This window comes from Saccharolobus shibatae B12 (assembly GCF_019175345.1).
Lineage (GTDB): Archaea > Thermoproteota > Thermoprotei_A > Sulfolobales > Sulfolobaceae > Saccharolobus > Saccharolobus shibatae.
In genome coordinates this window covers 1,401,181-1,421,736 of the sequence record NZ_CP077717.1, presented here as the reverse complement: position 1 = coordinate 1,421,736, position 20,556 = coordinate 1,401,181, and the positions used below count along the sequence as shown (strand labels likewise).

At 31.2% G+C, this 20,556-nt stretch carries 17 protein-coding genes and 2 pseudogenes; 5 read left to right on the top strand and 14 right to left on the bottom strand.

What is annotated here, in order from left to right; all coding sequences use genetic code 11:
* Positions 1-355: 355 nt before the first annotated feature.
* Entirely contained in the window at positions 356-646 is a 291-nt protein-coding gene (locus J5U23_RS07790; RefSeq protein WP_218267455.1) for a winged helix-turn-helix domain-containing protein, read from the top strand.
* Between the two features lie 219 nt (positions 647-865).
* On the opposite strand, the gene J5U23_RS07785 is transcribed toward J5U23_RS07790, so the two are convergent.
* The 4 genes from J5U23_RS07785 to J5U23_RS07770 all read right to left on the bottom strand — a co-directional run bounded on the left by J5U23_RS07785 (position 866) and on the right by J5U23_RS07770 (position 4,586).
* Positions 866-1,822 (bottom strand): dTDP-glucose 4,6-dehydratase, encoded by a 957-nt coding sequence (locus J5U23_RS07785; protein ID WP_218267454.1) that lies wholly within the window; start codon positions 1,820-1,822, stop codon positions 866-868.
* A 21-nt stretch (positions 1,823-1,843) separates the two neighbouring features.
* Positions 1,844-2,878, bottom strand: a complete 1,035-nt coding sequence (locus J5U23_RS07780) for a glucose-1-phosphate thymidylyltransferase (protein ID WP_218267453.1) — start codon at positions 2,876-2,878, stop codon at positions 1,844-1,846.
* Complete coding sequence (locus J5U23_RS07775; protein ID WP_218267452.1) at positions 2,879-3,706, bottom strand: SDR family oxidoreductase; 828 nt, start codon at positions 3,704-3,706, stop codon at positions 2,879-2,881.
* A 136-nt stretch (positions 3,707-3,842) separates the two neighbouring features.
* Entirely contained in the window at positions 3,843-4,586 is a 744-nt protein-coding gene (locus J5U23_RS07770) for an FkbM family methyltransferase (protein ID WP_218267451.1), read from the bottom strand.
* A gap of 388 nt (positions 4,587-4,974) precedes the next feature.
* On the opposite strand from J5U23_RS07770, the pseudogene J5U23_RS07765 reads away from it, so the two are divergent.
* A pseudogene (locus J5U23_RS07765) lies at positions 4,975-6,640 on the top strand (phospholipase C).
* 32 nt (positions 6,641-6,672) lie between these two features.
* Here the strand turns inward: J5U23_RS07765 and J5U23_RS07760 are convergent.
* From J5U23_RS07760 to J5U23_RS07725, 8 genes and pseudogenes are all read right to left on the bottom strand, one after another.
* Entirely contained in the window at positions 6,673-7,119 is a 447-nt protein-coding gene (locus tag J5U23_RS07760) for a hypothetical protein (protein WP_218267449.1), read from the bottom strand.
* A 22-nt stretch (positions 7,120-7,141) separates the two neighbouring features.
* Positions 7,142-8,593 carry a hypothetical protein gene (locus J5U23_RS07755; RefSeq protein ID WP_218267448.1) on the bottom strand — a complete coding sequence of 484 codons (1,452 nt, stop codon included), beginning with the start codon at positions 8,591-8,593 and terminating at the stop codon, positions 7,142-7,144.
* A 2-nt stretch (positions 8,594-8,595) separates the two neighbouring features.
* On the bottom strand, positions 8,596-9,756 hold the full coding sequence (locus J5U23_RS07750) for a LamG domain-containing protein (protein WP_218267447.1): 1,161 nt from the start codon (positions 9,754-9,756) through the stop codon (positions 8,596-8,598).
* Between the two features lie 503 nt (positions 9,757-10,259).
* The gene (locus J5U23_RS07745) at positions 10,260-10,943 is read right to left on the bottom strand and encodes a hypothetical protein (protein WP_218267446.1); all 684 of its coding nucleotides are present in this window, start codon (positions 10,941-10,943) and stop codon (positions 10,260-10,262) included.
* 5 nt (positions 10,944-10,948) lie between these two features.
* The gene (locus J5U23_RS07740; protein ID WP_218267445.1) at positions 10,949-12,031 is read right to left on the bottom strand and encodes a glycosyltransferase family 4 protein; all 1,083 of its coding nucleotides are present in this window, start codon (positions 12,029-12,031) and stop codon (positions 10,949-10,951) included.
* Positions 12,010-13,074, bottom strand: coding sequence for a glycosyltransferase (locus J5U23_RS07735; protein ID WP_218267444.1), 1,065 nt, complete (start codon positions 13,072-13,074; stop codon positions 12,010-12,012). Before J5U23_RS07735 ends, J5U23_RS07740 begins: the two co-directional genes overlap by 22 nt.
* A 60-nt stretch (positions 13,075-13,134) precedes the next feature.
* Positions 13,135-14,364, bottom strand: a complete 1,230-nt coding sequence (locus tag J5U23_RS07730; protein WP_218267443.1) for an RNA-guided endonuclease InsQ/TnpB family protein — start codon at positions 14,362-14,364, stop codon at positions 13,135-13,137.
* 81 nt (positions 14,365-14,445) lie between these two features.
* Positions 14,446-15,427, bottom strand: a pseudogene (locus J5U23_RS07725) (ISH3 family transposase).
* A gap of 572 nt (positions 15,428-15,999) precedes the next feature.
* Here J5U23_RS07725 and J5U23_RS07720 point away from each other — a divergent pair.
* The 3 genes from J5U23_RS07720 (at position 16,000) to J5U23_RS15775 (ending at position 18,304) form a co-directional block, all read left to right on the top strand.
* Positions 16,000-17,115 carry a glycosyltransferase gene (locus J5U23_RS07720; RefSeq protein WP_218267442.1) on the top strand — a complete coding sequence of 372 codons (1,116 nt, stop codon included), beginning with the start codon at positions 16,000-16,002 and terminating at the stop codon, positions 17,113-17,115.
* A gap of 264 nt (positions 17,116-17,379) precedes the next feature.
* The gene (locus J5U23_RS15780) at positions 17,380-17,553 is read left to right on the top strand and encodes a hypothetical protein (RefSeq protein WP_244988847.1); all 174 of its coding nucleotides are present in this window, start codon (positions 17,380-17,382) and stop codon (positions 17,551-17,553) included.
* A gap of 205 nt (positions 17,554-17,758) precedes the next feature.
* On the top strand, positions 17,759-18,304 hold the full coding sequence (locus J5U23_RS15775) for a hypothetical protein (protein ID WP_244988846.1): 546 nt from the start codon (positions 17,759-17,761) through the stop codon (positions 18,302-18,304).
* 288 nt (positions 18,305-18,592) lie between these two features.
* Here J5U23_RS15775 and J5U23_RS07710 read toward each other — a convergent pair whose 3' ends face one another.
* Positions 18,593-19,579 (bottom strand): glycosyltransferase family 2 protein, encoded by a 987-nt coding sequence (locus tag J5U23_RS07710; RefSeq protein ID WP_218267441.1) that lies wholly within the window; start codon positions 19,577-19,579, stop codon positions 18,593-18,595.
* A gap of 24 nt (positions 19,580-19,603) precedes the next feature.
* Positions 19,604-20,515, bottom strand: coding sequence for a glycosyltransferase family 2 protein (locus J5U23_RS07705; RefSeq protein ID WP_218267515.1), 912 nt, complete (start codon positions 20,513-20,515; stop codon positions 19,604-19,606).
* Positions 20,516-20,556: the final 41 nt, after the last annotated feature.

Here is a 20,556-nt window from a genome sequence, read left to right as displayed (position 1 = left end):
GAGTACACTCCTCCTCGCAACTGCTCATCGAGTAGCATTTTGCGTAAAATTCTAGGGTTAAATAGTTTTTAAGGAAATTATGTTTAAGATCATAATATTTTTATATTAGAACTGTTAATCCATATTATTCATTTTAAAAATAAGAGCAAATATTAAGGTAAATGTTCATAGGAATTATAGAACTCAACGATTTTCCAAAAAATGCTATATGGAAATTTACGAAGACCATCCCAAATAGGATCTGATGCTTTATTTGGAGAAGTCCTCTATTTATAGTCGATTGTCGACATAATGTTCGTACTGATATCTTTTATACAAAACATTTAATAGTGTTAATAACTAGTTAAAACATGTTATGTATAAAAAAAGAAGTAGTATCGAAGTAATAGCTAGTATATTAGAAGCATGTAAGAAGGGTGACATTAAGAAGACAAGAATAATGTTTATTACGAATTTAAATCCTAGATCTTTCTATAGATATATAGAAATTCTAAAGAGTAAAGGATTTATATCTCTTAATACTGATAACAAATACGAGTTAACTCCAAAAGGATATGATTATTTAAATAGAGCTAATGAGTATCTAGAAATTAAACGTAAATTACAGATCCTAAAGAGAGAATTAGATTTCAATGGTCAAAATTAAGATATAGTAAGATTAACTGTATTTATAAGATTTAAATTGCATATAGTCTTTATTTTAAGCCTTCTTTTCGACAACATTTATAGTGTTTTTATTAAGGGGTACTAAGCGATAATGCTTTCAAGTGCTATGTACTCTAATTGAATCAAAAATACAAAGGGACTATCCATCTTAAAAGGTGAATTTTACACTCCTTTTGAACCATCTTTATAATTGTTTTATTTATACAGCTTTCCATGGTTCATCTTCTCTAAAGAATTTGTTGCTAATCAACGACTCCCACCACCATCTATTATTGACATACCATTCATACACTTTTCTGAGCCCATCTGCTAAAGTAGTGCTAGTATATCTAAGTTTAGTATTTATCATGCAATATCTTTTATCATGGCCAGGTCTATCGGAAACAAATCTAACTTCAATTTTCCTATTCACTATCTCTTCCAATAGTTTAATAACCTCTATATTGGTTACCCTTTGCCCTCCGGGTAAATTATAAACATCGCCTTTCCATTCAGCCTTAGATAGCATGTCTGCAATAATTTTTGCAGTGTCCTCAACGTAAATCCAATCTCTTTCTTGTTTTCCATCGCCATAGATTGGCACGTGAAGACCTAATAGGGTACGAATTATTGTCTTCGGGATAAATTTCTCTGGAAATTGTCTTGGACCGTAATTATTTGATGGCCTAACTATGATAGCTTCTACATCATAAGTTCTAACGTAAGATCTGACAAGAAGGTCTGCCGATGCCTTAGAAGCACTATAAGGCGAGGAAGGATTTAGAGGAGAATTCTCATCAGCACATTCTTCACCATAAACTTCATCCGTTGAAATGTGGACATATTTAAAATTATATAATCTCAATGCTTCAAGAATATTAATTGTACCTAAAATATTGGTTGTAACGAAATCTTGAGGTTTATAAATTGAGCGATCAACATGAGTCTCAGCTGCAAAATTCACTACAATTTCTGGTCTAAAACTCGCTATAACATCATGGAGTTTACTATCTCTGATATCTCCCTTAACGAAATCGTAGTCTGTACCACTTAAATTTTCTAATCGACCAGCATAGGTTAAGAGATCAAAGACTAATGGCTTAATTTTCCTTAAATTTAATTCTCTAACAAAGGCAGAGCCTATGAAACCAGCTCCTCCTAAGACCATTATTTTCATTATAACCCACTTCTAAAAGCTCTAAATCATAACTGAAGAATTCTCACCTATTATTAGTTTCTGCCATTTTCCTCCTTTCTCTACTGTCGAATTATTACCTATTAATGAATCCATTAAAGAAACGCCTCTCAATTTGACATTATCTAAAATTACACTATATTCTATCTCACTATTATCTATTGTACACTCGTTACCTATAGAGGTAAAAGGACCAATATAGGAATTTTTAATCTTACTACTACTTCCAATATATGCAGGACCTCTAATAGTTGAGTTTTCTATGACTGCACCTCTCTCTACTATTACTCTGCCATCAACTGCAGAATCCTTAATTTCACCTTCTATTTTTCTGATTGCATATCTGTCTAAAAGGAATGAGTTAGCTTCTAAAATATCCTTAGGAGTACCAGTATCCTTCCACCAGCCATCCACTATTTCATATTTAACCTCCTTACCTTTATCTATGAGAGATTGTATTGCATCTGTTATTTCTAATTCACCCCTCCAACTCGGTTTCAAATTTTCAATAACATCAAAAATATCTCTAGTGAAGGCATAAACACCAACTAAGGCTAAATCAGAGATGGGTTCTTTAGGCTTTTCAACTAATTTAATAACCTTACCATCTTTTATAACTGCAACTCCAAAACGATTAGGATTATTAACCTTAGCTAATAGGATTGAGGCTGAACCATCAAGTGTTGAAAATTTGGCTAAATTATAAGGCACTATATTGTCCCCTAGATAGACTATAAACTTATCAGAAACCATATCTTTAACGTGATATACGGCATCTGCTAACCCCCTAGCCTTACCTTGGTAAACATAATGTATATTGACATCTAAATGAGTACCATCTCCATAGTATTCTATAACTCTCATCGGATTATTGTCTCCTAATATAATTATTATATCTTTGATTCCAGCCTCTCTTATTTGCTCTAGAACCCATTGGGATACTGGCCTACCTGCAACTTTTATCAATTGTTTAGGCCCAGTATGTGTTAAAGGCCTAAGTCTTGTTCCTTGCCCTCCATGAAGAATTACGGCTTCCATTTAAATCACTACATGCTTTAAATTTTCATCAATAGAGTAAAAATCTATCGAAACAAGTTTTTTAGCCTTTGAAATATCTAAAGATGAATCAAAGGGTCTTTTAGCAATCCATCCCTCTACACTATCTACCTCAATTACCTTACCAGATAAATTATAGAGCTCCTTTATCTTTTGAGCTAAATCATAACGAGAAATCCTCTCTCCAGCAATATTTATAACGCCAGTTTTCTTATATATTATTAGTTCATTGATAACTTCTGCAAGCTTTTTAGCTGAAATAGGAGAGTAGAACCCCTTAAATGCTAAAACTTCCTTTCCCTCTTTTAAACTCTTATAAACGTAAACCGGAAAGCCCTTATTCCTAAAAATTCCAGAAGTTCTAACAATAACAGTATCATCATAAGATAATGCATATTTTTCTCCTAGAAGCTTAGTTAAACCATAGTAATTTATGGGATTTGGGAGATCATCTTCTTTATAAAGACCTTTATTTCCATCAAAGACATAATCAGTACTTATTTGAATTAGATAAGCCTCTACTACTCTAGAAGCTCTAACTATATGTCTCACTGCTTCAGCATTTATTTTAAATGCTTTTTCTCTTTCTACCTCACATCTGTCTACATCTGTAAATGCTGCAGTATTTATTATAACTTCCGGTTTTTTCTTAGTAATAAAGTCTTCTAAAGATAAATAATCCATTAGATTCAATCTTAAACCTTCCGATAATTCATGTAAAGTATACGTTTTAATTAAGTCATAATTTGAAAGCGTTCGAGATAATTCAAGCCCTAATTGCCCCGACGCTCCTATTATCATTATTCGCATTAGTAAAAAATAATACAGAACATATATAAAAGCATTTTCCTAATTAGTAAAGTATCAGTTAAATTAAGAATTTTTAGAGTTCTAATTACAAAATAACATTTATCATTTATTAAATATATTTAAATCAAGATTATATCTAATTCCTTTTCTCATATAACGTATAAATTGTATAATCGTTTGTGTTTGTTCTTCTTCTCATTACAAAACCCTTATCTCTTAAGATTCTATCGATTTCTTTAAAATTTATATCTTTAGTTTCAGCCAAAATGCTTCTGGTGTTATTAAGAGTTTTTAATCCTCCATTAATAACATTAAGTTCTGAACCTTCGACATCAATTTTAATCATATCAACAGTACTAACGTTTAAGCTGTCTAGTGTAATACTTTTTACCGTTAAAGAGTTTTTACACTCATTAAAAACTAAAGAGGAACCTACGTTGCCGATACATAATTTTACCTCTCCATTTTTATCAGATAAAGCTCCATTATATAATATAACCTTATCTTCTAAATTATTGGCTTTAATATTATTTTTTAGAATTTCGAAACTATATGGATTGGGTTCAAAGGCATAAACTTTGCCGTTTAGAGCAGCTCTAAGAGTATATGTACCTATATAAGCCCCAGCGTCTATGAAAGTTTCTATTTCATTGAAATTAACCCATTTAAGCACTTCCTTCTCATGGCTTCCAACGACTATACCTAAATCAAAATCAAACATAGAGTATCTCAAATTCCATACTAATCCATTATATTTAACTTTTATAAAATTTTTATCATCTTCTTTAATCTCTTTTTTATTTTTTATAAAAAATTTTAGAATTTTGTAGGTGTCACTAAATGATAAAGGTCTTACTTTTAAATATTCCTTAAGGTACATTTTATGACTACTTTAGAAGCTATCTTATTTAAGCTTTGTCATAATATAACTAAAGTATTTAACACTTCTTAAGCAATAAAGATTCTTAAATACCAGTTTTATAGAATATCTACTGTTTTTTAGTTAACATGTGTATTATCTAAAGAGTTAATGTTATCCTTGTCAAAAAAGTAATTGATATTATTACGTTTTTTAATGTCAACTAGAATAATACACATTTTTTAGTCAAATATCACCTTATCAAGAATGAATCAGTTAGAATATTTAGAAGACGGAGAGAAAGAGCTAAGTAGAAGTTAAAAGTGTACTCATTAAGCTACAAGTATCGTTTTTTCCAAGTTTAGACTCATGTCAAGTTTTTCCTTATAATTTAATAGGATATTATTGTTTGGTAAAAATTCTAGCAAAAACATATATTAAGTGGTTAAGAATTATACCTAAATATGAGGAAGAGTAGAGAAGTTATTAGAATACTATTATCAGTTTTTGCGGTTACTTTCATTATCCTGCAAATGATTGCCTCTTTACACTCTATCTCAATTGAGTCAGCAACTGCTACGCCTATAAAACACGTTGTAATTATTATCCTTGAGAATCATTCATTTGATAATCTTTTTGGGACTTATCCTTTCGGAAATCCTCCCATATATAATAATATAACAAGTTCACTGATGAGGCCAGTAGGGCTTAATCTTAGTGTTAAAATTCCCCTTAGTGATGGTAAATATATAGGCCCATATTACGTTGACTCAGTGATCTTATCGGATCCTACTGAAGGATTTACTGCGTATCATAAGGACTGGAATTTCGGTGCAATGAATGGTTTTGCTGAGGGATCTGGTACTCAATCTTTGGCTTATGTATCGTATAAGCAAGTTCCTCTCCTTTGGGATTACGCAGAAGAATATGTTCTAGCAGATGACTATTTCTCACCTTCTTTAGAGTCAACACAGCCTAACAGAGTAAATTATTTAACGGGATTTCCTACTAATATTACAAGTGATAGTTTTATTACTAATGCTATACCATTTAGTTATACAATTATGTATCAGTTGTCTCAGTATAATATTTCTTGGGCTTATTTTGATTATGGATATCAGCAAGGCCAAAAATTACCGCCGTTTCCATTAGAAGTATTTAGCGAAGCCAGCGAGTATAGCGATCATTTCTTTAATACTAGCGTTTTCCTTCAAGATCTTAATCAAGGTACCTTACCTTCTATTTCTTGGCTTATGTTTACTGGGGGTGGTGGAAGCGATTATCACTATGTGTATGACATGCATCCATCATTTAACCTTACTATAGGCCAAATTAATTTAACTTACTTTATTAATGCTATAATGGAAAGTAAGTATTGGAATTCTACTGTAATTTTCATAACTTTTGATGAAGGAGGAGGATTTTATGATCAGGTTCCTCCTCCAATAATTTCCACATATGGAATAGGATATGACAAATTTCTAAATAATTTAGGGATCTATAATTATACTATATTAGGGCAGAGGATTCCACTGCTTATAATTTCTCCCTATGCTAAAGAAGGCTGGATTGACAACTATACTATGTCCGGATATACTTTGTTAGCGTTTTTAGATTATAATTGGCATATACCATTTCTTAATAAAATAGTTGCAAATAGTGATGTTAGAGGTTTACTTCAAGCCTTCAATTTTTCTCAAATTCCTAGAAAACCTATAATTTTAACTCCTAACAACTGGACTTATCCTATACCTTTGCAATACCCAGTACATTACGGATACGTAGCTAATGTTCATAATAATTATACTGGTTACCTATTATTGTATAATAAAGGATTAATAAATAGCACAATTTTAAGCTATATAATGCAATTTTCTGAAAATAGTTCGTTTGAATACAGTACAGCTACATATAATTACACTCAAACAACTACTTATAATACCACACAATATTCGTCACGACCTTTATCCTCAACCAACTTAAGTTCAAACGAACTTATAGATATTTTCTTAGTTTTGCTCATAGCGATAATAGTAATAATAATTTATTATACTATTTCTAGGAAAAAGTTATAGATATTTTCGTTACTAATAAAAAATATTTAAATTTATTTCCATTTATCTAGTAATTTTCTATTTAAATATTTTCTAAATTCAATACTATCTTCTCCATACTTAACTAAATAATTAAAACATGACGAACAGACAGTTTTACCAGCATATTGATTTGTAGCAATTTCGCCACAATATATACAAGTCTGTACTTGTGGCTGCAATTGAGTTATTCTGGCTCTAGCTATTAAGTCATCTGCTATATTTTTATAACCGACTATTTTAGATGTTTTAGATTTTACCTCTTCTTCTATTTTAGGAGGTGTAACTGTAGGTTTTTCATTTGTTAATAAATAAACATGGAAAATGATTATTTTATCGTCTTCCATCTTTGTATATTTATAATGTGCATAGTTTTTGTTATCATTACTACTTGTAACTTCTACTTTTTTAGGTTCAATGTCTTCTTCCTTTCCATTATCATAAATTATTTTAACTTTCATCTATTATCACACTTTATCGTTATTAACTAATCCCTATATTAAATTGCGCAGTATAAGTCTGTGAAGACGGTATATACATTGGATTATTTTCATTCACGTTAAAATAGAAGAATAAATTCTGCACTGTTTTAACATTGGTAGTTAATTGCTGTAAACTGAAGAAGCCTATTGGTTTACCAGTACTATTATTATACAACCCATAGTTTTGCTGGAAATAGTTAAAGGCTATGTAGGCATAAACTATGCTTATTGCAACGTTAATGTATGCGAAGGCATGAATTCTATAATTATTTGCTAACTCATAACCATAAGCTGCGCCAGAAGTATGTGAGGAATTAATGAAAGTATTAAAAGCAGCGTAAAGCATTTTTACAGTGCCACTTAATTGCAATGTTTGACCTGGTGAAGGTGAGCCAGAAATGAATATAAAGGAATTATGTGTTGGAATTGAAGAGAACAGATTTCCTAATATAATTATGGAATCCACTACATAATTATCCCTTATTAGGATTACTAAATTCGACCCGTCATCAAAATTATTAAAGGCTACAAATACAGTATGACCCCTATATAAATCAGATATAACAACATTATAGTTAACAAATGAACATCCCACTATCCCGTAATTTATACCTTGTGTTAACTGTACACTGCCACCATTAAATGTAACATTTTGAAATTGTGTGGCAACTAATTTTAGATTATCTGCACCTTGGGTAACTATAGTTGCTCCATCAAATACACAGCCAACAACAGAACCATTATTGCCATCAGTTCCAGGATTTAAATAGGTTACATTAGTGCCTACAAATACACAGCCAACAATAGTCCAACCTCTGGGTGAGATTGCTAAATTACTGCCGTTTTCAAATCTACAGCCTATTGCCATTAATTCCCTTGATTGTGTATCAAATAATAATTCTGCATTATTAGCATAACAATTATGTAGTAACACAGTACCTGTTTGGTTTAACCATATATTAGCAAAGAACTGTACAGTATCGAAGTAAAACATAATTGAGTGCATATGATACGGCATTCCTGTAATAATAAGCCATCTCTGCGGAGTTAAATTAACTAGTCTCATGTTCTTAAATGCAATAATCCAGCCCCATGTAGAATAGCCAGCTTCTTGCTTATTTACTACTGCATTGTTGTTAGTTATATACTGCATTTCAACCGTACTTATTGTGCCTATTGCAACTAAAGGAGGAACGTTAGATAAGTTATTAGGATTCACATATATAATTTCTCCTAGTCCATCACCTTCAAATATATAATGAAGAGATTGATCTAGTGATAAAGTTACTTGAGATGAAGCATAAACATAAAGTCGTCCTCTAATTATAATATGAGCGACTCCATAAACTAAGGACAGTTGTAAAGCTTCTTGCAAAGCTTGTGTCGCATCACTACCTGGAGGAACGTAAAAGTCGACATCAGCATCCATATGATCTGAAATTATTATAGGCATTTTTAAGCCACCCCACCATAAAATAAAGCTCCCATTCTTTGGAAACCTATTCCAGTAATCAAATCGCCTAAATACATTAAATATCTATATAGGCTCCAGAAAGTCGGTGTAGTTACGGGATCTTGTGCTACGGACGAGGAAAGGGTCAAAATCTGAGATGATGATAGAACAATACTATAGAACTGTATATTCTCTATTATAGAATACCAGGATCCTACATTAAGTCCGCCTTGCTGACTACGAATAGGGAAATTATTTATCCATAAATATGCATGGTTAGGATAACTTACACTTATCGACCCAGATGCTACTTGATTGCCGTTAATATAAATTGATGCTTGGCCATTATTATATGTTATCACTAAATGAAAGGTAACATTCGATGGAAAAGGCGCAGCTATCGAACCGGTAGTACCTTCGAATATTATATCATTACTACTTGCTCTTATACCCCAAGCTTCTCCATCTTCTAGTGAACCATAAGACAATATATACCCAGTATATCCACTAGGTTTACCAAAAATCCATGCTGAAATAGTGAATTGTGAAGAATTACCTAAAGCTTGATTACCATTAGCAAATAGAAGCGACTGTGTTGTTCCAGTAAATAATACATAAGGTAGTAAAGAAAATGATCTTCTTTTGGATAAAATTTTATTGATAATACCAGTATTGGTATACCAAAATATTTTAATTTTATTGTCAATTACTGGTAAAAGAGAAATAAACATAGGAGCGCTTCCAGGATTTATATAAACCATTCCACTTCCAGTAATTTCTATGTTATTTGGTTGAGAAGTTATAGGTGATTTTATTGGATAAAATTTTCCAAGCAGAACTACTTCTCCTTGGCCATAATTATTTTGCAGATATTGAATAGCCTCATATATTCCGCATGTACCAGAACCGTCTGCACAGCTTCCGTTAAAGATTACACCAGAATCGGTTATAACATTATATCCATTACTAGGATCACCTTCTACGATTGCAATATAAGGATAGGTAGGAGACAATGAAGTTTGAGCTTTAGCGATTTCTTTCTTATCTTTAGCTGTAATTAATAAAACGGCAGGAGTGCTGAATAGAACTACTGAGGATGTTAGAGAAAGAAATTTCCTTCGGCCTAAATTAACTGATCTATTTTCTTTACTCACAGGAATCATTCGATAATATATACTTATAAATTTTTCTGTATATACTTTTATCGTGATGATAACTAGAAATTTTACCTTTATCTCTACTTAAAATATTATTGAGTATCGTAGAGTAAATGAATCTCGATTATATAAATCTATTCCATAGCACAGAAAATGTATCGTTAATAATTAGATCTAAATATTATTAATGTCATTACTGAGATTTTTCATGTCTCTAACTAATAATATAGATAAATTTAAATATTATATAAGATAATAGATAGACATAGTTGTAATCATGAATCATTTAATTGTTAATGTACTTATTAAAACTCTTATAAACTTTCTTTTTTCTATCATGAATATTTTGATACTTTATACAAAGTTGTTCTATATAATTTAATGTTAAATCAAGAGAGATACTTTCCGTAACCTTTTCTCAGCTAACTCTACACTATTTTTCTTCAATGATAACTTTATTATAGAAGGAATTGTAGTTTTAAAAATTATATGATCTTTTTTATAATATATTATTCTAAGATGCCAATCTCTATATTTAATATTCTTAATAATCTATTTTCCGATTTCACATAAGTTATTTTTGATGCTTTTTCAGCTATTATGGAAGCTACTATCAATGTTTGTATATATCCTATAATGGTATAAGCCTTATTAGGATCTGGATTACGAATCTTTACATTTACTGATTTCTGATCAGTAAAATTTACCTCTACACTGTCTCCAAAATTATACAATTCAACCAAAGCCTTCTTTAAAAGGAACTCCAAATCTTCAGAGAAATTGATTCCTTTCTTTCTTAGTTCTTTAACTATTATACTCCCTGGGGTTTCTAAAAAAATGCCTATACCATCATTAAATTTATTTACTAGCTCTTCTTTAATATTTTCTATTTGTACTGGAAATTTATCAAGTAACAACATTCCGTTGGAACCAATAGATGATGGAATAAATATTCTATAATAACTATCTCTGTTGTAATATCTAAAAATCAATTCGAGATTTCTATATAGACTATCCATTAATAATTCTACTTTGTCATTCTTTTTATGTCCTATATTCACACCATAAGCTGCAATACCAGTTGAAATTAAACCCAATGAAAAGATTGTAAATGGGGGATAAGAAATAACGAAGAGGTTAATTACCAATAAGCCTAGACCTAAAACTATTATATAAAACCATAGATAGTTCATCGTAATTACCCCCAATAAACCTTATCTAACAATCTAACTACATCATCCCAACTTACTACTTCTTTTCTTCCTTCTTTACCCATTTTTTCTGCTAACTTTTTATCATCAAGTAATTTATTAACCTCATTAGCTAATCTTATATGATCACCAGGAGGTACTAATACCCCATTTACTCCATTTGTTACTCTAAACTTTAAACTTCCTACGTTACTTCCCACTACGGCTTTTTCTCTACTCCAAGCTTCACTTAGCGTGATTGAAAATGCTTCAACGTAATCTGAGAGACTAGGAATTACTACTAATGATGAGGAATCTATGGCTTGTATTTTTGTTAGATCATTCACATAACCTAAAAATATACATTTTTTATCTACGCCTAGTTTTTGGGCCATTTTTCTATAAAAGCTAATGTCACCAGGTCCTATAAAAACTATTCTTGAATTTATTAGCTTTGAAGCTTTTATCAACACATCTACTCCTTTTAACTTGTGTAATCTTCCAATATACACTATATACTCATCACCTATTTTTTCGATAAATGTATTGGATCTTGGTACAGAGAAGAAAATTTCATTTACGCCCTCTGGTACTAGATATGCATCTCTCTTATATTTTTCTCGTAATATTTTTAAATCGCCAAAATTTTTCACTATTAATTTTTTTGAGTAATATAAAACTTTATTCATAGCAATAGTTAAATATAGAGGTGATAATAATTTTATTATTTTATTTGGATGATTATGTAATCCGTTTATAGCCATTAAAGTAAAAACGTTATTGCCGTTCTTATTAAGTAACATAACAGAAAATAAGGAATTCTGAGAGTGATAATGTACTATATCAGCATCGCTTAATATTTTACTACGCTGTATTGGAAATGTTAAATCTGGCATATTGAAAAATCTTATACTTTTTAATCTTTCAACTTTAAGTCCTAGCTCAGCTTTTGGAACTTTAGAAGACGTTATAATTGTAATATCGTATTTCTCTTTTTGCCTTAGAGCTATCTCATATATTGATTTTTCTATACCTCCAATTATTGGATAAAATGAGTGTATTACATGAACTATTTTTTCTCTTTTCTCCAAGCTAAAACTTCACCTCTTAGAGCAAAGAATTGTGAGAAAATTAGAAATACTTGATTAGGTATCCACGCCTTTAAAGCCTCTCTGAACTTCTTATTTAATAAACTTAATATAACGGAAACACTTATTAAACCAATAAATAAGTAGATATTAGAAATTGCTATAACTACTGATCCAATAAATAAAAACCATGGATTTAGCAAATGCAAGTAAAATTCTTGTAAAAATATCTTCCTAAACTTTTTATTATTGGATTTAACTACTTTAGGTAAAAATCTGATAAAATGTCTGACTAAATGAGACCCTCTTCTAGTTTTCCATGTAATGTAATCTACCCCTTTAGGCGCTATTTCAATAGCTCTCATTTTGTCAACACAAATAGCCCTATATCCCTTTAAACTAATTAGCGTGGCAATAGTACTATCATCCGCTCCCACATTAGGTAACTCATCTGGTGATAAAATATCTTTTCTAAATGCGGTTAATTCTCCGTGAAATATCGGTGTAGAAAAAATTGCAGATTCTCCTATTCGTATTGTATTGTAAAAATTTCTATATGAATTTTCAATACTAGTATTAGCGTATTTTATACAGCTTACTGCACCTATATTATCTTTCAAATAAGCTATTGCATTTATTAAAGGATCTTTCCATGTAGCATCAGCATCAGTAATAACTACAAGATTATTAGTAGCACTTTTTATGCCATCTTTTATAGCGAAAATCTTTCCTCTTCTTTGGCTCTCTTTTATTATTTTTAACTTAGGAATTTGCATTGACTTTATTATCTCTATTGTATTATCATTACTGGCATCTACTATTATTATTTCCATGTAATCTAAGGGGTAACTCCGAATTACATTAATTAATTTATCTCTAATTCTTTCCCCTTCATTATATGTAGGGATAATTATACTCAAGTTATAGAATTTACTATTAGGATGTTGTATTTCTAATTGTTTATTTCTTAATGGTAAGTAGTATATAATAGGTTCCACAAAATGAATTATGACTAACAGTACTCCTAACTCGAGTAATATAAGCATTTATATAGTATCTATCATGTTCGAATAAAAGTCTTTATGAGATAAACGGTTATAAGTGAGCTACTCCCTCCTGAAGGAGGAAGCTTCCTGCTTCATAACTCCACCTTGCCAGTACTGAAGTACTGGTAGAGGGTGAAGCTCCACAGGCACTAAGGGTGGCTCCCACCCCGACCTACGCAAGATATTTAGAGAAGCATTATAGTCACGGTCAGCTATCCAACCGCACTTAGGACAAGTAAAGATACGGTCAGCTAAAGTTAGATCTTCCCTCACATATCCGCATTTAGCACATGTCTTCGACGTGTTTGACGGATTAACTAACACAAATTTCTTTCCATACTTCCCTATCTGATATTTGATTATATCCCTTAGCTCACCAAACGATACGTCATGTAACCTCATCCTAAGCTTTCTGAGAGACTTACCAACCAGTTGTTTAACATTAATATCCTCCATTACCACAACATCGTAATTCATCGATAGGTACTTCCCTATCTTCATGTACATATCCCTCTTCAAATTAGCAAGATGTTCATATGCCTTAGCTAACTTAACCTTGGCTTTAAACCAATTCTTGGAAAGGAACTCCTTCCTACACAATTCCTTGTGCAAATGCTTAATCTTACGGAGTGCCTTCTCGTAGAACTTGAAGTTGGGTAAATACTCACCATCTGAAGTTGTTAGAAGCTTCTCTACACCAACATCTATTGCCACTACCTTGCTTGTTTCCGGGGCTTGCCGGAACACATAGTCTTCCACTACAAATGATATGTATACTCTTTCAGACTTCGTTAGCTTAACTACCACCCTCTTTACCTTGTCCAAGGGAAAGTCTCTATGGACAATGACCTTGAAGATGCCTAAGTGAGACAAACTTAGCACAAGCAGTTTCTTTTTATTCTTTCTACTTCCAGTCCTTATTTCTCTGACGGATAGTATTTTCCAACCACTTTGAGGATAGACAAGAGAATACCACTTGTGAACTTTCTTTTCCTTAGGAAAACGTGCTAATTCTTGGAAGAACCTCTGTCTTGCTTCATAAAAGCGGTCGGCTATTTGTTGTACCACTTGTGAATGGAGTTGTTTGTACTCCTTGTCTTGTTTTCTCAAGTCTAGGGCTAATTGTCTTAACTCTGTTTGTGTTAGACCCTTCCCATCTCTTTGGTAGAAATAGATGTCTGCCCATCGTAACGTGTTGTATATCTCACATGCTAACTTCAACTGGGTTTTTAACGCCCTCAAGGTTTGCTCGTCTGTAAAGGCACGAAAACGAAACGTTACGATGGGCATTGAAAAAAGTTAACATTTCGCGTTAAAAAACTTAACTACAAAGGGGACTATCCATCTCCACCTTAAACGGTAGACCCAAAATCACCTCCCTAAAAATAAATCTATTACATTAATAAGCATATTTATTAGTTTAAATAGAAAATTTTCCAGATTGAATAAATCACCAGGAAACAAAAGGATAAGCAATAATCTGAACTCTTCCCTCCTCACCACACCCTTAAATATGGTGTACAAGGAGTAGAAAACCATGGCCAGCACGAAGATCAACGTGCGGAAGACGAACTTAGTGGAACTGGTGAAGGGAAGGAAAGCCTTGATGTTCCTGTAAGAGGTCTCTATGGGACTCCTTACCTTATTGTACAACCTCAACACCTCCTTCTTCGGTAGGTCAAGATTAGTCGCCCTAGCGAAGTAAACAACCTTCTTCTTCCTCTTGATTTTCTCCCTGCGATACACGATCAGCCTAAACTTAACCTGTTCATCCCTCCTATGCCTCTTACTATTTGTCATATACTCCCCATCAAACTCCTCATAGACCTTCACGTCCCCAACGGGGACACCAATTATATAATTGAACTGCGAAATGAAGTTGAGCACATCAACTGTGTAGAAACCCGCATCAAGAACTATTAACCTTATCTTGAATCCCATTGCAACAACTTGCTCCACGAGGACCTTCACGATATCATCCTTAGTCATCCCGTTCACATGTGTGACGAAAGCCAGTAGGAGTACTTTCCCATCATGTTTAGTCGTCACAGTGTAGTTCCATGAGTTTCCCTTTTCCGAGTCCTTCCACCGGTTTCCCATACCAGGTTTTGGTGGTCCAGTCTATTGAAATGTCTATTTCCTTTTCTCCCTTCAGCGTATCCAAGGATATTTTCCTCACTTGTTCCAAGAGTTTCTCAACTACTTCTACACCTTGCTCCTCCGCGTAGTTCCTCACGGTTTGTGGTGATACGTTGTATGCGCTTGACTTGTTTTCTATGGAGTCGTTCCATAAACACGCGGAGACTAGCGTTTTTTCTACGTTCTCTGCCTTTTTCCCTTGGAAGTCTAACATGGAAAGTAATTTATATCCTATTTGTTGAATGTTATTTTAGTGGGGAAGACAAGGTGTTATCACCTTGGTTCACCTCGTGATAATACCGTCTTCCTCACCTTAAGCTTTTCTTCAATTTGTTGAACTCCTAATATAGTTATAAATTCCATTTATTTTCTATAAAATTAATAGTACCTTACCGGAATTATTTTTGTAAAATGATTTTGGGTCTATCGTAAAAGGTGAGGTTTTCCGTCCCCTTTGAACCCCTTATTTTTATAAATTTACGAGGGGCAATTCAGATCTCCTTTGCGAATTCATTTTACCTCTATAAAATGAGATTATGACAATTGATTATACATTTGGTAAAATGGGATGAGCAGTAGGTTATGCTATCAAGAGAATACAACTATTTCTTCATAGGATTATGTTGATTCAGAGAGAATATTACAGTTACCAGTGGATTCTTGAATCGCCCTTTACGAGATTATTGGCTATCTAATTTTAGTCATCAAATTATATTTAATAAATTAAAATCATATCCCATACTCTTAACATACAAATTTATTATATCGATATGTTAAATTATAATTGTGGAAGATTTAAGTGCATTGGTAATCATGCCTCCAATCTCGTTTAGCAGTGAGGCTAAAACTGCAATAGCGTTCTCTAATGTACTTAGCGAATATGGATTCGTAAATCAATATGGAATTTTTTTTGAGAAAGATAGTATTTCCAATATAATTAGATTAGCACCAGAGCTTTCTAACTCATTCAATATTGTAGATTCAAAATTAAACATGATAAAAGGCCCTATATTCTCTGGAATCATTGATTATATTATAGCAAATTTAGCTAAACTAATTAAGAAGGTTGATATAAGTGTTAACCTATATTATACTGAAATACCGTTAGGTCTTGATATTGCATATGTAATTTATCCACCATCTGTAATGTACTATAAAGGTCTCTTATATACAAAATATGGCAAATTAAGAAGAATTTATCTAGATACTAACATTTATTTTCTAAAAAAAGTAGCCAATTCAGAAAAACTGGTTTGTAGTTCCTATTATATACAATCAATAATGAAAGAAAATTTTGGATATAATTGTTCTGTTATCTACCCACCTATAATAAGTTACAAGAGATTTCCTGATTTAGAAAAGGAGAATTTAGTCATAGGAATTGGAAAATACGTTGAACCCAAACATTGGGATGAGTTTATTCAGATAGCTAAGAAGGTTAGAAGAGTTAACAATAAAATCAAATTTAAAATAATAGGTGGTCTAAATTATGTTAGATCTTCTATGAAGTATTTTGAATATCTAAAATCTATTGCAGGTGATGATGTTGAATTATTAACTGATATTACAGAAGAAGAAAAGTGGAAATTAATAAATAAGGCAAAGATAATACTGCATTGTATGAGAAACGATAACATAAGTTTAGGAGTTGAAGAAGCTATGGCAGCGGGAGTTGTTCCAGTGGTATTTAGAGCTACTGGATCTTGGACTGATATAACGAAAGAGGGAAAATATGGTTTTTCATATACGAGCATAGATGAAGCTGCCAATATAATTTTAGATTTATTTAATGATGAAAATCTATTTAATAAGATGAGTAAACTATCTATCGAAAGAGCTGAAGAGTTTTCTTATGATACTTTTAAATCTAGATTATTCGATATACTTAAAAGTATTACATAATTACTGTAAAATCTAACTTTTATTAGAAGATGCTTTAAGGTTTTCGAAAGCTAAGAATTATAACTTTTTAAATATTTTATCAGTAAAAAAGAACCTTTCTTCTAGCTGGAAATATATAAGAGAAATCCTTGTCTAATTTAGTTAAGAGAAATTATTAATTATGATTAATAAGAGGATCAGTATAAGGTGATCTAGATACCTTATATCTCGGTTATAATCACAGCTTATAATAGGAAACAGTTCTTATTAGATGCGATTAAATCGGTGCTTAATCAATCATTAAATAGGAATGAATATGAAATTCTCGTTGCTAAAAATTTTAAAGATGATAATATTGATAATTATTTATATAACAATAAAATAAAAATATTTCAATCTTTAGATCCGTTAATAATAGTTATATCGCTGAAGCGGTTAAGCTGTCATCAGGTGAAATAATCTCATTTTTAGATGATGACTTATTTTTACCTACTAAGCTAGAAAACGTGTAAAGAATATTCAGCAAATACGAAAATTTAGGCTATCTCAAAAACGCTACATATGGTTTCTTAAACGATAAGCTCCCTACTAAAATTCCAGAGAAAAAAGGTTATCAAGATATTTACATAAGACATGTAGAAAAGAAAAGGTTTTTAATAACATAATGAAACTTCAACTTGATGGAAACTCAAGCTCAATCAATATAAGAAAAGAAATTTTAACTAATAATAATATAGATTTCTTCTATAAGATTGATACGGCTCTCGATAGTCTCTATTTCTATCTTGCACTTATAAGTAAATTTGATATGTATATTTTATCTAAGATCTTAACACTTAGAAGACATCATCAATATAATCTTTCAGCAATTCAAGGTCGATCAATAGACGCTTGGATATCACGCAGAATTAAATTCTTAAATAACTATATAAATTCCTTATTAACAATAAGGAACAAGATAGCCTATGAACAGCCTTATTTAGAATATCTCGATCAGCTAATATCACTTAATCGTATATATTTAGCCATCTTGCCTAATTCTAACGTAAAGCCTAAAATAAGGGACTATTTATATTGGTATAAGGTATATAGAAGAAATCCTAAGGGTATACTATCGTCGCTTCTTACTTTAGCTCCGAATTTTTTAAAAATATTATATATTAAAAGAAATTACAGAAAAATAATTAATTTAAATAAAAATTCTATATAGTTTTAAATAAAATTATAAGAGATATTATAAATAAATTCGCCATAAATATCTTAATATACAATATAAGTGAATATTAACACGAATATATTAAATTATATAAGAGTGTAATGTATATAATATGCGAAAAGGTAGCATTGTCATCCTTATAGATTATTATGAACTTTTCAGCATTATGAGGAATACATTTCAATAGCAATATTTGTAGAAGTATATGTTTAATATTAAGTTTTACAAAATGATTATGTCAACTATTGAAGAAGTCCTTAAAGCAAAATTACATTATGGTTATCATGGAAAATTCCTAACATTAGTCAGAGTAGAGACTTTCTTAATTAAATCTTTATGCTTTATTATAAGGCCCTTTTTCATTAAATAATTTTCATTAAGTATAAAATTTCTTCTATTATTTATTCTAAAAATAATTATTTTATTGATTCTGGAGATAAACCAAATTAACGCCCTTATTCTAGCTAACGCCATGTGGCTTTTCTTTCTATATATAATGTCCATAAGTATACTTCCTAAAAAATAAAAAAATATTTTATGGATTCTAGGAATAAGAAAACTAGAATCAAAATTTTTAAAGATAAAATATAATCTTCTACTTTCTAGATAATATACAAGTCTTTTTTCCCTTTCTTTTGTGTATTTCGAGAAGGATCCATGCTCATGATGAAGTACTGTTGCAGAAGAAAGATACACTATACGTTTACCCCTCTTTATTGCTCTATAACATATATCTGTTTCATCATAACCATAAAAATACTCGTTATCAAAACCATTTAGCTCACTAAAGATTTCTCTACTCATTCCAATTGCAGCACCTTTAGCATAAAGTATATTATAATCTGTTTCGTCTACTTCCTTCACATCTTGACCTTTAAATAACTCAAATGGATATCCTAATTCATCTATTACGCCACCTGCAGCATCAATTCTTCCGTCGTCTCTTATCAGTTTTAATTGAACTATAGAATCAGGATTTTTTTCAATAAAACTAATAAATTTCTCTAATGCATCTTCAGTTAGCTCTGTATCATTATCTAAAAATAATAAAAACTTACCACTTGAAGCCTCTACGCCCTTATTTCTGCAATATGCTAAACCAAGATCTTTTGTAATCTTAATCAATTTTAAATTTCCAGATATTGAATTGCTATCATCTACTACTATAAGTTCAAAATCTTTATATGTAGATCTATTTAGAGAAGATATTAATCTAGGTAGATTTTCTTTTCCTTTAACATTTACAACTATAATGCTAAGCTTAACCATATACAGATTTACCTTCGTTATTCTTTAAAATATATTAGTTTTTAAATATCTTTTTATGATAGCTCGCCTTATTGAGGTAAATTCTTCATATCCAAATACTTGATCTCCTAACATTTGTAAAAATACGTTACCTTGTTTACTTATCTCCTTTACATATCTTCTCTTCGTAGCAACATATTTCACTTCTTTAAAAAGTGATAAAAGCGCTTTTATTTGCGCTAACCTATTAGGGCCTTTGAAAGATTGAACAAATCTAATAATATATAGAATTGGGAACATAGTTAATAACTGTGATAAATGATAGTATGTAAGTAAAAGTAACATTTGATTTCTTAATGTTAAATAAGACGTAAAAGGAGACGGCAATTTCTTAAAAGTACCGTGAGCCTCATGATATACCTTAGATTTAGGAACCATTAATATTTTATAACCTGCTCTGTATAATCTCCATGATAATTCTGCATCTTCCCAATAAAAGAAATAATGTTCATCAAACCCCCCTATTTTTAATATTTCTTCCCTTCTCACTAAAGCTGAAGCTGTAGAGAACCAAGGAATTAACCTAGGCTGTTCGCCATAAGGCCAATCTGTATATAAGCTTTGTACAGCTGCTATTTTATCGTCTAATATAATAGTTTCAACTAATGGATCTAACCAATCAGGCGGAGTCCTCACATCATTATCTAGAAACGCTATAAATTTACTTTTAAAAGTTTTTAACGCAATATTTCTTGCATAAGCAGGACCATAATTTTTATCCAAGGAAATTAGCCTTACACCTAAAGATTTTACATACTCCTTACTGCCATCATTTGATCCATTATCTACTATCACTACTTCTTTGTAAGGGTATCTAGTTTCCAAAATAGATGGTAAATATTTCTTTAACAGCTCAAGTCCATTATAGTTTAAAACAACTATAGGTATTTCTTCCATCATAATTATTACTATACAAAGACTTATAAACTAAAATAGTT

Excerpts from the sequence above, each read along its gene's own strand:
- J5U23_RS07755 (WP_218267448.1), bottom strand. The coding sequence starts at position 8,593 with ATGCCTATAATAATTTCAGATCATATGGATGCTGATGTCGACTTTTAC.
- J5U23_RS07770 (WP_218267451.1), bottom strand. The coding sequence starts at position 4,586 with ATGTACCTTAAGGAATATTTAAAAGTAAGACCTTTATCATTTAGTGAC.
- J5U23_RS07705 (WP_218267515.1), bottom strand. The coding sequence starts at position 20,515 with ATGGAAGAAATACCTATAGTTGTTTTAAACTATAATGGACTTGAGCTG.
- J5U23_RS07745 (WP_218267446.1), bottom strand. The coding sequence starts at position 10,943 with ATGAACTATCTATGGTTTTATATAATAGTTTTAGGTCTAGGCTTATTG.
- J5U23_RS07775 (WP_218267452.1), bottom strand. The coding sequence starts at position 3,706 with ATGCGAATAATGATAATAGGAGCGTCGGGGCAATTAGGGCTTGAATTA.
- J5U23_RS07710 (WP_218267441.1), bottom strand. The coding sequence starts at position 19,579 with ATGGTTAAGCTTAGCATTATAGTTGTAAATGTTAAAGGAAAAGAAAAT.
- J5U23_RS07785 (WP_218267454.1), bottom strand. The coding sequence starts at position 1,822 with ATGAAAATAATGGTCTTAGGAGGAGCTGGTTTCATAGGCTCTGCCTTT.
- J5U23_RS15775 (WP_244988846.1), top strand. The coding sequence starts at position 17,759 with ATGAAACTTCAACTTGATGGAAACTCAAGCTCAATCAATATAAGAAAA.
- J5U23_RS07730 (WP_218267443.1), bottom strand. The coding sequence starts at position 14,364 with ATGCCCATCGTAACGTTTCGTTTTCGTGCCTTTACAGACGAGCAAACC.
- J5U23_RS07790 (WP_218267455.1), top strand. The coding sequence starts at position 356 with ATGTATAAAAAAAGAAGTAGTATCGAAGTAATAGCTAGTATATTAGAA.
- J5U23_RS07760 (WP_218267449.1), bottom strand. The coding sequence starts at position 7,119 with ATGAAAGTTAAAATAATTTATGATAATGGAAAGGAAGAAGACATTGAA.
- J5U23_RS07780 (WP_218267453.1), bottom strand. The coding sequence starts at position 2,878 with ATGGAAGCCGTAATTCTTCATGGAGGGCAAGGAACAAGACTTAGGCCT.
- J5U23_RS07750 (WP_218267447.1), bottom strand. The coding sequence starts at position 9,756 with ATGATTCCTGTGAGTAAAGAAAATAGATCAGTTAATTTAGGCCGAAGG.
- J5U23_RS07735 (WP_218267444.1), bottom strand. The coding sequence starts at position 13,074 with ATGCTTATATTACTCGAGTTAGGAGTACTGTTAGTCATAATTCATTTT.